General features: G+C 38.5%; 10 protein-coding genes. 5 read left to right on the top strand and 5 right to left on the bottom strand.

Features of this window, described 5'->3' with window-relative positions; translation table 11 throughout:
* Window positions 1-43: 43 nt before the first annotated feature.
* The 3 genes from ACSBFT_RS02805 to ACSBFT_RS02795 all read right to left on the bottom strand — a co-directional run bounded on the left by ACSBFT_RS02805 (window position 44) and on the right by ACSBFT_RS02795 (window position 3,851).
* Complete coding sequence (locus tag ACSBFT_RS02805) at window positions 44-1,384, bottom strand: 7TM diverse intracellular signaling domain-containing protein (RefSeq protein ID WP_489603344.1); 1,341 nt, start codon at window positions 1,382-1,384, stop codon at window positions 44-46.
* Between the two features lie 125 nt (window positions 1,385-1,509).
* On the bottom strand, window positions 1,510-2,481 hold the full coding sequence (locus ACSBFT_RS02800) for a UDP-glucuronic acid decarboxylase family protein (protein ID WP_463048346.1): 972 nt from the start codon (window positions 2,479-2,481) through the stop codon (window positions 1,510-1,512).
* 56 nt (window positions 2,482-2,537) lie between these two features.
* The gene (locus ACSBFT_RS02795) at window positions 2,538-3,851 is read right to left on the bottom strand and encodes a UDP-glucose dehydrogenase family protein (protein ID WP_463048347.1); all 1,314 of its coding nucleotides are present in this window, start codon (window positions 3,849-3,851) and stop codon (window positions 2,538-2,540) included.
* A 543-nt stretch (window positions 3,852-4,394) separates the two neighbouring features.
* Here ACSBFT_RS02795 and ACSBFT_RS02790 point away from each other — a divergent pair.
* Complete coding sequence (locus tag ACSBFT_RS02790; protein ID WP_463048348.1) at window positions 4,395-5,021, top strand: gluconate 2-dehydrogenase subunit 3 family protein; 627 nt, start codon at window positions 4,395-4,397, stop codon at window positions 5,019-5,021.
* Between the two features lie 30 nt (window positions 5,022-5,051).
* Window positions 5,052-6,761, top strand: coding sequence for a GMC oxidoreductase (locus tag ACSBFT_RS02785; RefSeq protein ID WP_463048349.1), 1,710 nt, complete (start codon window positions 5,052-5,054; stop codon window positions 6,759-6,761).
* A 109-nt stretch (window positions 6,762-6,870) separates the two neighbouring features.
* On the opposite strand, the gene ACSBFT_RS02780 is transcribed toward ACSBFT_RS02785, so the two are convergent.
* A complete protein-coding gene (locus ACSBFT_RS02780) occupies window positions 6,871-7,743 on the bottom strand; it encodes an inositol oxygenase family protein (RefSeq protein ID WP_489603343.1) in 873 nt (290 codons plus the stop codon).
* Window positions 7,744-7,852: 109 nt separating this feature from the next.
* Between ACSBFT_RS02780 and ACSBFT_RS02775 the strand changes: the two genes are divergently transcribed.
* Window positions 7,853-9,421 carry a solute:sodium symporter family transporter gene (locus ACSBFT_RS02775; RefSeq protein WP_489603342.1) on the top strand — a complete coding sequence of 523 codons (1,569 nt, stop codon included), beginning with the start codon at window positions 7,853-7,855 and terminating at the stop codon, window positions 9,419-9,421.
* 129 nt (window positions 9,422-9,550) lie between these two features.
* Here ACSBFT_RS02775 and ACSBFT_RS02770 read toward each other — a convergent pair whose 3' ends face one another.
* Window positions 9,551-10,519: a fibrobacter succinogenes major paralogous domain-containing protein gene (locus tag ACSBFT_RS02770; RefSeq protein WP_489603341.1), complete on the bottom strand. Its 969-nt coding sequence runs from the start codon at window positions 10,517-10,519 to the stop codon at window positions 9,551-9,553.
* A 546-nt stretch (window positions 10,520-11,065) separates the two neighbouring features.
* Here ACSBFT_RS02770 and ACSBFT_RS02765 point away from each other — a divergent pair.
* Window positions 11,066-12,205 carry a glycoside hydrolase family 5 protein gene (locus tag ACSBFT_RS02765; RefSeq protein ID WP_489603340.1) on the top strand — a complete coding sequence of 380 codons (1,140 nt, stop codon included), beginning with the start codon at window positions 11,066-11,068 and terminating at the stop codon, window positions 12,203-12,205.
* A complete protein-coding gene (locus ACSBFT_RS02760) occupies window positions 12,198-14,951 on the top strand; it encodes a family 78 glycoside hydrolase catalytic domain (protein WP_489603339.1) in 2,754 nt (917 codons plus the stop codon). Before ACSBFT_RS02765 ends, ACSBFT_RS02760 begins: the two co-directional genes overlap by 8 nt.
* Window positions 14,952-15,293: the final 342 nt, after the last annotated feature.

Raw genomic sequence — 15,293 nt, 5'->3', positions numbered from 1 at the left:
ATGGCTTTAAACGTCGATTTGAGCTAGTTTTACAAAAGCTAGTTCAATTTAAAGATTCAACAAATCCTGGCTGTATTTCACTTCTGCTTTTAATGTTAAGTTTAGCATAAAGTTTTTTGGTGTGATACTTAACCGTATTTACTGAAATAAATAATTCCTCCGCTATTTCCTTGTTTATTTTACCTGCGGCAATTAGCTCTAAAATCTCTATTTCTCTCGAGCTTAAAACATCTGCGGTAATGTCATTTTCTTTTCCTTCATTGAGTTTTTGAAGTTCATCTTCCAAAGAGGTCAGTTGTTTTGTATAGTCATAAAGTTGACGCCCCATCACCTTATAATCCAAGTGCAGCTCCCGCATTCTATAGACAACCGCATAACTTAAAAGCATCATTTCCAAAAGCCCTCCTATTTTCATATACTTGGTGGTAATGCCCAAATTGGCCCAACCGATAAGTGGAGATATGAAAAAATCACAAGCCATAATTAATATAAAGAAGTAGGCTATTACAAAGATTTTAGAATAGGTGTTTTTACGAAACAAAAACACAGCAGTAAACCAGATTAATATCAAAATGGAAATAACCAAAAACTCGGATACTTTCATTACTAAGAACGAATCTGTCATGACATAGACGACTAAACTTATCAAAACAAAAGCATTTAATGAGAATAGTATGGTTTTATATTGCTTCCAATAGTTTTCCATATTCAAATAATCCATCGCAAATATGGTTCCCGTTAAGCCTACAAAAAAATGTGTTAATATCTCCAAATAAGAATATATGTAGGCATTTTGACCAAACAGCAAGTGACTAAATCCGTCTCTTTGAAACATAGCGACACTAATAAAAAACAGAAAAACACTGTAAAGGAGAAAACTCTTTTCCTTCAAACTAAAGAAATAAAACAGGTTCATGACCAATACCATTACGGTAAAGCCGTAATAAAACCCTGAAGTAAGTAAACTTTTGTTTTCCTGCTGATTGAATTCCTTATGGTTTGTAAACCTAAAAGGAATAAAAGCCTCCATTTCACAGGTCACCTTTAGAAACGCCACTTTATTTGCTGGTAAAATGAAAGTAGGAAAAACAGAACCGGAAACAGGAGAAAACATAAAGCCATCAATAAAACACACCACTTCCTTAATATGTGAAGATGTTACTTCACATGCCTTTTCCTCCGAAATATTTTTAATTTTTATCCAATAGACACCATTGAGAGAACCCTCATTTACTTTTTCTTCAAAGTCAATAAAAGGTTTTTCAAGAATATCTTCTAGGTTTTCTGACTGTGAAGCAGACCTATAAAAAGAAAGTTCTTGAGCTGCTAGATGTAAGGGTTGGAGTAAAAATAATAGAAAGAGACCTCCTACAATTCGTTTCAATTTTATTTTCAATGGTTAAAGTTTTGCGAGTTTACAAATTTTTAACCTGTCAAGAAAGAAGCTTTGAACATAAAAAAGCCCGAGGACTGATGTCATCGGGCTTAAAAGAAACATAGCGAATTGTTTTAAAACTCTTTATGCTTGGCTTCGTCGAACAATCTATCTTTTGAAAATCCTTTGAAATATTCGAAAGTAATGGCAAGACCCTCTTCTCTTCCAACCTTTGGCTCCCAGCCCAAAATCTCTCTTGCTTTGGTAATATCTGGCTGACGTTGTTTCGGATCGTCTACTGGTAAGTCCTTGTAAATTACCTTTTGGTCTGTATTGGTCAATTTGATGATCTCTTCCGCAAAGTCCGCTATCGAAATCTCAATTGGATTACCAATATTAACTGGCTGAGCATAATCCGAAAGCAACAATCTATAGATACCTTCCACTAGATCATCTACATAACAAAAAGAACGTGTTTGACTACCATCTCCAAAAATGGTTAAATCTTCACCTCTTAAAGCTTGACCCATAAAAGCAGGAATGACACGTCCGTCGTTCAGTCGCATTCTAGGACCATAAGTATTGAAAATCCTTACGATTCTAGTTTCTACCCCATGGAAAGTATGATAAGCCATAGTCATAGACTCCTGAAAACGTTTGGCCTCATCATAAACGCCTCTTGGACCTACGGTATTCACGTGTCCCCAATAGTCCTCTGTTTGAGGATGCACTTGTGGATCACCGTAAATTTCAGAAGTAGAAGCAATTAAAACTCTGGCATTTTTTACTCTAGCTAAACCCAAGCAGTTGTGAATACCCAAAGAACCTACTTTCAATGTTTGAATAGGAATCTTTAAATAATCAATTGGCGAAGCTGGAGAAGCAAAATGAAGGATATAATCTAATTCACCCGGAACATGAATAAACTTGCTCACGTCGTGATGATAGAACTCAAAATTCTCTAATTTAAACAGATGCTCTATATTTCTTAAGTCACCTGTTATCAAGTTATCCATGGCTATGACATGATAACCTTCTTTAATAAATCTATCACAAAGGTGAGAACCTAAAAAGCCTGCCCCACCCGTTATTAGTATCCTTTTCATTTAAACTTTAAATATTTAACTTAAGATTGAATGTCGAATCTTCAGCCAAAATACATTTACTGAACAATTGATTTCCTTCCAATTGAATGGTAGGTAAACCCCTTTTCCTGCATATTATTTAAATCATACAAGTTTCGACCATCAAAGATAACTTTGTTTTTTAAAGCTTCACCAATTTTATCGAAATCTGGAGACCTAAATTCTGGCCACTCTGTCATGATCATGAGTGCATCTGCTCCTTCTAAAGCATCATACATGGAAGTGGCATAAGTTACTTTTCTACCGATTTCTTTTTTGATATTTGGCATAGCTTCTGGGTCAAAAACCACCACTTTAGCTCCAGCTCTTCTCAAAGATTTAATATTATACAAAGCGGGTGCTTCTCTAATATCATCGGTATGAGGTTTAAAAGCCAAACCCCACATGGCTATGGTTTTTCCTTTTATGTCTCCGCCAAAATATTCCTTCAGTGTAGGTATCATTTTGGTTTTCTGCTTGTCATTCACCTGCATCACAGATTTCAATATTTTGAAATCGTAATCATATTCAGATGCCGTTTTACCTAAAGCCTGAACATCTTTTGGGAAACAACTTCCACCATATCCAATTCCTGGAAATAAGAAACGCTTACCTATTCTGCTATCTGTACCTATTCCTCTTCTAACGTTGTCTACGTCTGCACCAGCTTTCTCGCAAAGGTTAGCGATTTCGTTCATGAAGGTGATTTTCATAGCCAAAAACGAGTTTGCGGCATATTTCGTCATTTCAGCAGAACGTTCATCCATAAATATCACAGGATTACCCTGACGTACTAAAGGAGCATAAAGACGCTTCATGATTTCTTGAGCCCTTACAGACTCCGTACCTACCACTACCCTATCTGGCTTCATAAAGTCATCTACGGCTACACCCTCTCTTAAAAACTCAGGATTAGAAACCACATCAAACTCAACCGTAGCATTTGCCGCTATGGCTGCCGTTACTTTTTCTGCAGTTCCTACGGGCACCGTACTTTTGTCTACGATAACCGCATACTTTTTCATGGTTTTGCCCAAATCATGAGCTACTCCCAAAATATACTTTAAATCTGCAGACCCATCTTCACCCGGAGGTGTTGGAAGTGCTAAAAATATAACCTCCGCATCTTTTATACCATCTTCTAAAGAAGTCGTAAAAGTCAAACGGCCTTCCTTCGTATTTCTATCAAAAAGTACATCTAGACCAGGTTCGTAAATGGTCATTTTACCTTTCTTTAGGCTCTCTACTTTTTCTGGATTATTATCTACACATATAACCGTATTTCCCGTTTCAGCAAAACACGTTCCGCTTACTAAACCTACATAACCAGTTCCTACTACAGCAACTTTCATTTTATATTAATTTTAGTTGAAATTTCTTGACACAAAAATAGTACTTTTCTAATCAACTGCAATTATCTTCAAATAAAAAAGTCTACATATGACCTAACTCGTGCTAGACTTACAAAGACATTTACCCTAGAAAGTCATACATCAACACAGTCAATGTATGACTTTTTAAAACCATGCTAAAAGGAAGCACTTTAACTATTCTGAGAACAAATCATATAAATCGCCACCCAAAACACACCTATGCCACCAGATTATTAACCCTGTAAAGGTGCGGAAACGCTTTCCCAATAAAAGCAGATTTAGATATTCCAAAACTGAAAAGCGTCTAACTTAAAAATAATCTCCAAAGACTATACGTTTTATCAAAAACAAGAATTAAACCTTTCTAATTATAACTATTCCAAGTACCATGGTTCAATGCAAAGGTTTGCAGTAAATAATTCCAATGAAAAACCCCTCAAATTTTGATTTAAAGGCATATTGCCCTTAAATTCACCCCCTCATAGTAATATTTCACTTTAATCTATAAATAAGCGACGAAAATTGAATAGAAGAGAAGCATTAAATCGCGTAGCCATTTTAATGGGTGGAGCTGTTTCAGCACCTACTTTAATGGCTCTTATGGAGGGTTGCACGCCTAAGCAAGCTGGCAATACCCCATTTAGTCTTTCAGCAGACTACCAAAGTTTGGTAGCAGAAATAGCGGAAATCATTATCCCGACTACAGATACACCTGGTGCTAAAGAAGCTGGTGTAGGACCATTCATTGAAACCATGTTGAAAGATTGCTATTCTGAAGCTCAGGGTGCACACTTCATTAAAGGCTTAGATATGGTGGAGAAAAAATCAAAAGAATTAGGTTCTAATTTCCTTTCTCTTTCTAGTGATCAACAAGTAGAAGTTCTTAAAGCAATGGAAGCGTCTGCTGCTGAAGAGAAAGAAGTAGAACAAAAAGCAAAAGAAGTGGATGCCGAAACAGGCAAAGTGAAAGATGATGGCAAAGCTGCAGAGTCTGTAGCACCTTTCTTTAACATCATGAAAGAATTGACCATTTTTGGTTACTTCACTTCAGAGATTGGGGCTACTCAAGAATTGGACTATGTGCCTATCCCTGGAAAATTTGAAGGATGTATTCCTTTAAAAGAAGGTCAAAAAGCCTACGCATTATAGGCCAATTAAAAACTTTAAAGAAAATTAAGAATGAATATTCAAGGAAAAGCAAAGGAGCAAAACACCTTTGATGCTATAGTTGTAGGCTCTGGAGTTTCTGGTGGATGGGCAGCCAAAGAACTGACAGAGAAAGGTTTAAAAGTGCTAATGCTAGAAAGAGGTAGAGACGTAGTTCATGTAAGTGGATATGATGACATGATGAAAGAATCATGGGACTACCCGCACCGTGGCAGAGTAGACAAGCAAGCTGCAGAAGATTATTGGGCGGTGGCCCGTACAGGTTATGCCGCAAATGAAGGCAATCGTGGTCTTTTTGAAAAAGATGTAGACCACCCTTACAAAGAAAAAAGAAGATTTGACTGGATTAGAGGATACCACACTGGTGGTCGTTCTTTAATGTGGGGACGTCAGTCTTATAGATTTAACGAAAGAGACTTCACTGCCAATTTAGAAGATGGTCATGGAGTGGACTGGCCAATCAGATATGGCGACTTAGCTCCATGGTACGACTATGTAGAGAAGTTTGCTGGTATTTCTGGTCAAAAAGAAAACTGGGATGTACTTCCTGACGGACAATTCCAAAAGCCAATGGATATGACCTGTGTAGAGCAGCACTTCAGAGAGTCTTTAGAAAGCAAGTTTGAAGGTAGACATGTAACCATTGGTCGTGTGGCTCACTTAACAGAACCTACCGCAGAGCAAACGGCTTTAGGAAGAGGTACTTGCCAATACAGAAATAAATGTATTAAAGGATGCCCTTACGGTGCATACTTCAGTACGCAATCTGCCACTTTACCTGCAGCCAAGAAAACGGAGAACTTGACGCTTATTAACGACAAGATTGTTTTCGAAGTTATCTATGACGACGATTTAGGTAAAGCCACTGGTGTAAGAGCCATTGACCAGAACACTAAAGAAGAAGTAGAGTACTTTGCTAAAGTTATATTCCTTAATGCTTCTGCTATTAATTCGGCTTGGATTATGATGCAGTCTAAATCTAAAAGACACCCTAATGGTTTAGGAAACATTTCTGACCAACTGGGAAGAAACATTATGGATCACCATTTATCTTCCGGTGCAGGTGGTGTTATTGACGGTTGGGAAGACAAATATTACTATGGTAACAGACCTAACGGAATCTACATTCCAAGGTTTACAAACTGGGGAAATGATAAGAGAGAATTCTTAAGAGGTTTCGGTTATCAAGGAAGAGCCTCTAGAAACAGAGGTGTAGCTTCTGATGCTACTTTTGGTGCTAGCTTTAAAGAATCAAGCACTGTGCCAGGGCAATGGAACATGGGCATTGGTGGATTTGGTGAAACCTTACCAGATGAGTCTAACCTGATGACGCTTAGTGGGGAAAAAGACAGCTGGGGACTACCAATCATCGAATTTGATGCATGGTGGGGAGATAACGAGCAAAAAATGCGTGTCGCCATGCGTGACGAAGCCGTAGCGATGTTAGAAGCGGCTGGTTTTAAAGACGTTCGTGGGTATAAAGACGAGGAGAAATCTCCTGGTATTGGTATACATGAAATGGGAACAGCCAGAATGGGGCGTGAAGAGAAAACTTCTGTGTTGAACAAAAACAACCAAGTTTGGGGAGCAGAAAACGTTTTCGTAACAGACGGAGCGGCTATGACCTCTTCTTCTTGTGTAAACCCATCTTTAACTTATATGGCTTTAACTGCTCGTGCGGCAGATTTCGCTGTAAAAGAGTTAAAGAAAATGAATATGTAATCTATTCAGACCTTTATAATGAAAGCCCAATGGAGAAATCTGTTGGGCTTTATTTTTTGCATAAAAAAAGGAGAAGCCGCTATGACCTCTCCTTTCTACAAATTCCCTATTAAAACTTTAAAGTATCTGGTAAATATTTCGCCACCAAATCTTCATAATAAGGTCTAAGGGCCTTTGCATCTGGGGGCACTGGCACTTTAGAATAAAGATCGTAAGGGTTAAATTTATCTACCCAGTTAAACATTTTATGATCATGCTCAGTCATTAAGTGAGCATAAGCGTTTTCCTTATGTTGAGGATAAAAAGAGTGATATCTTATCATATATAAAGCTTCCTCTGGAAGATAATTCTTCATCATTTGATAAAGATACTCATCATGTCCCCAGCTCATTTTTACTTTATCCAATCCACAGTTAGGCTCGTAAACACCATACTTGGTATTATAACGCTCATCTGTACTATCGGTATTAGCCTGAAAAAATTCTGGATATACTATTTTGTCGGAATGTTTACAGCCTACAGGGAAGGTATCACCTACCACAGCCCACTGAGGCTCTCCAAACAAGCACAGCACTTTTCCCATGTCATGCATAAAACCCGTCAGTACAAACCAGTCTGGATGACCATCGGCACGTATAGCTTCAGATGTTTGTAATAAATGCTGCAACTGATCTAAAGATGTATCTGGGTCAGAATCATCTACTAGCGTGTTAAGAAAATCTACTGCGTCCCATAAAGACATTTCCTTTTTATCAAATTTCAAAAACTCTTGCTCTTTTTGAGTTACAAAATCATACGTTTGATGGGTATGATTCAATCTGTAAAACTCACGCACAGTATCTTGTCTTTCAGAGTCAGTATAGTTTCTATATTCCTCTTTTGCTTTTGATTCCTCTTCAGGATATCTCTCCAATAAATCATCCTCCCAATCTTCAATGCTATTCAAAGGATTTATCTCTTTTTCAGAAAATGAATTACTCATTGGTATATTTTTAAATTTCCAACAAATTTCACATGAAATCTTTGAATTACAAAACTTTTGCCCTCTAAGCTTTTTGGCTTAATTTGTCAGCTAATCCTAACCCATTGAAATGATACTAACCCTTGCTGGCTTTTTGGGCTTTACTTTTTTGGTAATTGCCTTTGTTTGGTACCGTTTAAAAAACGAGAATCTCAGCAGTGAAAAAGGCTATTTCCTAGCTGGAAAGAGCTTAACGGCCCCGGTAATTGCCGCCTCCATGTTACTGACCAACATCTCTACCGAACATTTAATTGGTATGAATGGCAATGCCTATAAAAATGGCATCATCGTAATTGCATGGGAAGTCACATCGGCCATAGCACTTGTAATTGCAGCACTTTATTTTATTCCAAGATATATTAGAATGGGACTAACCACAATTCCAGAATATTTAGAAAACAGGTACGATTCACTTACTAGGACTTTGGTGGCTTTATTCTTGATGGTATCTTTTGTAGTGACTCTCCTTCCTATAGTTCTCTATTCAGGTGCTTTAAATATTGAAAGTATTTTTGATATCTCCGACAATCTGAATATTACAAAAACGGAAGGTCTGTGGTATTCGGTTTTGGCTATTGGCATTATTGGCTCTGCATACGCCATTTTTGGTGGTCTAAAAGCGGTGGCTTATTCTGATACATTAAATGGAATTGGTCTTCTATTCTGTGGACTTTTAATTCCTATTTTGGCACTTTGGAGCATTGGCGATGGAAATATGCTGAGCGGACTTACTAAAGTTTATGATTATGCCCCTGAAAAATTCAATATCATTGGAGCTGAAGATTCAGTGCTCCCCTTCTCTGTCTTGTTTACAGGTTTAATGATTAATCAGCTTTATTTCTGGGGAATGAACCAGACTATTATACAGCGAGCCTTTGGTGCTAAAAACTTAGCTGAAGCTCAAAAAGGCCTTTTATATACAGGCGTTTTAAAAATCTTAATCCCTTTAGTTATCGTTTTACCCGGAATGATAGCCTTTTATTATTTCCAAGACCAATATTATGACAATCAGGACATCGTGTACCCATTATTGGTCAAAAAAGTATTGCCCGCAAGTTTAACAGGATTGTTTGCCGCTGTTATTTTGGGTGCCGTGTTAAGCACGTTCAATAGCGTTTTAAATTCGGCTTCCACTATCTTTTGTTTCGACCTTTATAAAAAGCATATTAATAAGAATATTTCAGAGAAAGAACTGGTAAAAAAAGGAAAATGGGTTGCTGTCATTTTAGCCGTTTTCGCCATAATAGCCGCACCCTTAGTTGCCAGTGCTCCAGAAGGCTTATATCAAATGATGCAGCAATTAAACGGCATATTCTTTATTCCTATCGCTTCCATTTTAATGGCGGGCTTCTTTGTTAAATCTGTCAATGCCAATGGTGCTAAAATTGGTTTATTGTTTGGTTTCATTTTTTACATTCTTACCACCTTCGTTTTTGATTCGGGCATTCACTTTGTGCACATTTGGGGAATAGAATTCGTTCTTAATATACTCATTATGATAGCGGTTTCTAAACAATTCCCAACAGGTAAAATTGTAGTAGAGGAAACAAAAGACAGCAGCGAACCTTGGAAGTATAGTAAAATAATGGGATTGATTTTGGTGATAATTACTGTTTTGATTTACTGGTTATTGTCATAAATCTATAAATATCTATTCTAGACCGCAGACAATTCATGCTATAAGCCCATGTTAATTTTCAAAAACCAACCGCTTACGCAGTATTATTAAATAGACAAATAGACAAACCTGCCTGCCGCAGGCAGGTTCTCAATCCCTGAGACAACGAACAGAAAAACCAGCACCCTTCTTGAGGCTGCTCCTTAAGACAAAGTCATTGCTATAGTACAGGAACCGATTCCAAGCATCTGTTGAATTGTACTCGGTAGAACTCAACCAGTAGCCGTAGCTGCCAATGAAGTAGAATGTTCCATTGAAGCCACGGAAGCCGCCCGAAAGCCCTGCAAAGCCGCTTTCGTTCGTGGCTCCCGTATTTGGTAAAACCCAATGAGCCAGACCTGCCTCTTTCATTTTACCTCCTGTCCCTCCTGCTACCACACCTTCCCCTCCCAAGTAGCTCGTTAGCGTTGTCCACTCCCCGTCTGTAGGTACATGCCAGCCCGTAGGGCATACATTCTTATTACCATTTGACAGCGGGTCTAAGGCGTACCAGTTGTATAATGCTCCATAGGCTATAAGATTCGTAGTTTCATTTGGAGCATTGTACCAGCAATATCCAGCAGTGCCATTCGAGCTAGCGGTTTGCCAAGCTGTACCATCTGTAACTAGTGGAATAACCGTACCATCATTATAGCGGGTCGTTTTTAGATTCTCTGCCATCCAAGTTTGTGTCCCTATTGTGATTATATCATATCGGTTATTGTCTATGTCATTTACTCCTCTTAAAGCTTCGACCTCAGCCTCTAATAAATCCACAGTCGATAATTTTGTCCAAACAGGTGAGACTGCTGTTCCTGAATTGTAATAATACCCCGGTAGTACATCGCTCACAGAAGCGGTGTTGTAAACCAACAAACTCAATGCGGGTGATGCTATGGTAGTGGCATCTGTAGTTCCGGTAAGTGCTACATTGGGTATCAAAATCCCCTTACTAGGTGAACTTACTACCAGCATGGCACTGCCGGGGTCTCCTTCATTGTTCATTTTTACCGATTGTGCGTAGCTCGATACTTGTAGTATTAATGCTAATACTGCAGTTAATAATAGTAGTTTCTTCATGGTTTTATATTAAAAGATACAGCTAATTCCTTGTGAACTAGCTTACAAGCTGAAGAATCAAAACGTATGTAATTACGTCATTTAAAATGATGTAATTATTGTATTTATAACCTGCTGTTTATTCTAGTCCAGTCTTATAGGAACTAGATTATAATAAGAATAATGTAAGATAAACTTCACAATAGACTTATTATTAACTATTTAAAAACATTGAGAGGCTTTATTCCAACAGTTTACGAATTAGTTTTGTCCTAAAATATGGTTAAAATAAATCAGCCATTTTATTGAGTGGTAGGAGGTTTAAAGGTTAATCGCTTGTAGTCATGCTGCTTTTTAATACCATTGCTTTCTCAAAGTCATGCTTTTTAATCCTGCTTTATGTATTAAACTAAAGCTTTTCGGATTTTCTTTATAAATTTATTTCTAATTAAAGACGAGATTCATATTTAGACAGGGCAATTTCTTATGTGCTATTACCCCGAGATATTTTTGAGTTTAAAGCTATTTAAATTAGGAAACAGACCATAAGAAACATTTTAGAACCCTATGAAAAACACCAGAAGAGATTTTATTAAGAAAACGGCACTAGCAAGTACTGCCATGGCTTTAGGAGCCAATAGGGCCATTTCTCAACCTCCCAAAAATGCCATACCAAAATGGAAGGGCTTTAACTTTTTAGATTTCTTTTCTCCGGACCCGAGTAATCAAAGAGATCAAACACCAGAAGAGTTTTTCAAATGGATGCAAGACTGGGGTTTTGACTTTGTAAGGATCCCTATGGCTTATCCGAGTTATATAAATTTTGACCGAAGTAAAGACCTAAGGATAGAAGACGTCAGGAATATCAATACAAAAGCCACAGATAAAATAGAGCAATTGGTATACAATGCTCAGAAATATGGACATCATGTGAGTTTGAATATACATAGAGCTCCAGGGTACTGCATCAATGCCGGTTTTAACGAACCCTATAACATATGGACAGACCAACAAGCGGAAGACGACTTCTGTTTTCACTGGAAATTTTGGGCGAAGCGGTTTAGATTCCAGAACGCTAAAAGAATGAGTTTTGACCTCCTCAATGAGCCCAGCTGGCGTGACGACATGAACGACCAATTTGGTGCAAAAACAAAACTACCTGGCGACGTTTACCGGAAACTGGTTTTAGCTGCTAAAACTGCCATACACGAAGTCAGTCCAAATAGGTTAATCATAGCCGACGGCAATGAAGTGGGTAGTAAAGTAACCCCTGAACTCATCGACCTCAAAGTGGCTCAAAGTTGCCGTGGTTATGCCCCAGGCATCATTTCTCATTATGCCGCTCCTTGGGTGTTTAAAGACACGTCAAATTTGCCAGAGCTTAAATGGCCAGGCCAAGTAGGTGAGCAATACCTCAGTAAAAAAATGCTGGAAGACATCTATGCCCCATGGATTGAACTAAAAAATCAGGGTATAGGTGTTCACTGTGGCGAATGCGGTTGTTATAATAAAACACCACATGATGTCTTCATGGCTTGGTTTAAAGACTTAACTGGCATATTAAGTAAGAACGATATTGGCTTTGCCTTATGGGAACTAAAAGGTTCTTTTGGAATCCTTGACTCAGGAAGAGAAGATGTGGATTATGAAGACTGGTACGGTTATAAACTGGATCGTAAGCTTTTAACACTGTTGCAGAATGCATAAAAGGCTCTTCCTCTTAATTTTAGGATTCAGTCCATTGCTGCAGTTAAAAGCACAACTTGAAAGCCGACAATTGACTTGTGAGTATATTGAAAACCCAAGAGTGGTGGATGTGCTTCAGCCAAGATTGGCGTGGATAAACACTTCGCCTGAAAACACAAGAGGACAAAAACAAACAGCCTACCAAATAAGAGTGGGAAGCAGTCAAGAAAAATTAAACACACCCGATTTATGGGATTCTGGCAAAACCAATTCAGAAAACGCCAATAGAATAGTTTACAAAGGGAAAACTTTAAACTCAAGACAAGAATGCTGGTGGCAAGTGAGGACTTGGGATATGAAAAATAAAGTAGGCGAATGGTCTCAGCCCGCTTTCTGGAGAATGGGTTTGTTAGAAAAAATGGACTGGCAGGCTAAATGGATAGGTGCTCCTTGGCAGGGTGAAGAAGCCATTGCCAAACCCGAGGGTGGACCCGACAAGAAAACAGAGATAATGCCCCCTCCCGCCCCATTGCTACGCAAAACGTTTGTCATCAATAAAGAGGTGAGCAAAGCGGTAGTCTTTACTACTGGCCTAGGATATTTTGAGTTTTATGCCAATGGGAAAAAAGTAGGTAACGATGTGTTGGTTCCAAATCAGACTAATTATGGTAAAAGACCTGAACTGCCAAATGCGTACATTGCTTTACCGGACGATTTCGCTGGATACAAAGTGATGTATCTGGCTTATGACATTACCTCTCACCTTAAAAAAGGTAAAAATGCCATTGGCAGCATTTTAGGAAACGGATTTTATAATGCACCCAAATTCTGGACGGCTTCTTATGGCTCTCCTAGATTTTTAGCTCAACTCCATCTCACCTATACGGATGGCACAGAAGAAATAATAGTTAGTGATGAAAGTTGGAAAGCGGAAAAATCGCCCATTCTCATGGACTTAGTTTACGATGGTGAAATCTATGATGCTAGAAAAGAAATAGCCAACTGGTCTGAAGACGACTTTGATGATAAGCATTGGCAAAATGCAGAGCAGAGAAAAGCACCTTATGGCGAGCTGGTAGCCCATACCGCAGAAACCGACAAAGTAACCCATCAATATGCACCTGTCAATATTGAAAAATTAGGCGAAGGGCATTTTAAAGTTAACTTTCCAGAGGAGATTTCGGGATGGCTTAAACTGGTCAATGTGAAAGGTCCTGCAGGTCAGAAAGTCCATATCACTTTTAACGGCAACTTATACTCTGGTGAAAACACCTACATTTTTAAAGGGGAAGGTTTGGAGCAATACGCTCCCAGGTTTAACTGGTTTGTGTTTTCCGGAGTAGAAATCACCAACTGGCCAGGAGAGCTGAAAGCAGAAAATTTGATTGCGGAAGCGGTGAATACCGATTTAAAAGAGAAAGCCACTTTTAAAACATCTTCTGACCTTTTCAATCAAATTCATAAAATCTGGAAAAGAAGCCAGTTGGATAATACGCATGGCGGAATAGCGTCTGACTGCCCGCATAGAGAGCGTTCAGGCTATACGGGAGATGCACAAGTGGCTTGCCAAACCGTTATGCATAACTATAACGCCAAGGCGTTTTACCAGAAATGGATGAAAGACATTAGAGATGCTCAAATTTTAGAAACGGGCTATATTCCCAATGGTGCTCCATGGCAACCAGGATGTGGTGGCGGTATAGCTTGGGGGGCAGCCATCCATGTTATTCCATGGGAGTTTTACCAACAATATGGCTCTAAAGACATGCTGCAAGACAACTACGAAGCCATGACAGGCTATTTGAATTATATGCAAACGTGGCTTACCACTGAGGGAACTATTTACAGTCAAAGAAATGGCCATGATGGCCAACCACTTAAATGGTGGAATCTAGGAGAATGGGCTGGTGTATGTGAAGATTGTTTACCCTCAGATGAACTAGTGCATACCTTCTACTATTGGCTATGCTCCGATATTACGGCACAAACTGCCCAAATTTTAGGAAAGACTGAAGAATCAAGATTATTCAGAGCCAAAGCCGATCAAGCCAAAAAGGCTTTTGAAACCAAATTTTACAATCCTCAAACGAAGTCATTTGGACCTTATGGCGGAAACATCTTTGCTTTAAAAATGGGTGTATCAAAAGACATTTACGCTAACGTAATCGCTTCCTTAAAAAAGGATATTCTAAAGGCCCGTGGACATTTTGATACCGGAATCTTTGGCACAAGATATTTCTTTGAAGTTTTAAGTGATAACGGACTAGAAGAAGAAGCTTTTGATGCCCTCAGTAAAAGAGGAGATCCTAGTTTTGGACAATGGCTAGAACTAGGTAGTACCACCACCAGAGAGCATTGGAGTGAAAAAGGCAGCTATAACCATCCGATGTTTGGAGGTGGACTTTCTTGGTTTTACACCCATCTTTCTGGGATGAAAATTGATAAAGACAAGCCCGCTTACAAACACATTATCTTCAAACCTGAAATAGATAACGATTTGGAGTTCGCCAACTTTTCTACCGAAACCATTTATGGAGATGCCGCTATAAAATGGGAGAAAATATCAGACGACATTCTCAGTGTTTATCTGGAAGTTCCTGTAGGAAGCGAGGCTACGCTATACGCTCCATTTAAAGAAGTTACCAAGGTTTTAGAGCATGGTAAATCTTACAAGAAAAGTAAAGGTGTAAAGAAATCCAGAGGCAAAAAGAATGTCTCTTTCAAACTCCAAAGTGGTGTTTATGCCTTTGATTTTTCTAGGAATTAGGGGAAAACTAAATGATAAAATTCATTCAAAATGTTTCATCAACAAAAAAACACCTGCTTAGCGAAGCTCGAAGTTTCGATGTAGTGTTCCCAAACCGCTGGTTTAATCTAATAAAAAGATATTATCTAAAGGCTGACAGGTCTGACTTTTGTCGTTTATCCGCTTTTCGTTGAAAAAGTTTAGTGGGTCATAGATTCCCTAGCCAGAATATTCTAAGTCTTACGATGACCAAATTTGAGATTAACCAATTATTAAAACATAGCTTTTTTTACCAGACAGCTTTAAAGTAAATTTAAATGCCAGTGGAAATCTGCCAATAACGACCCAAAAAACATTAAGATT

The organism is Arcticibacterium sp. SM2516, assembly GCF_057914865.1.
This window is presented reverse-complemented; position numbering and strand designations above follow the sequence as displayed.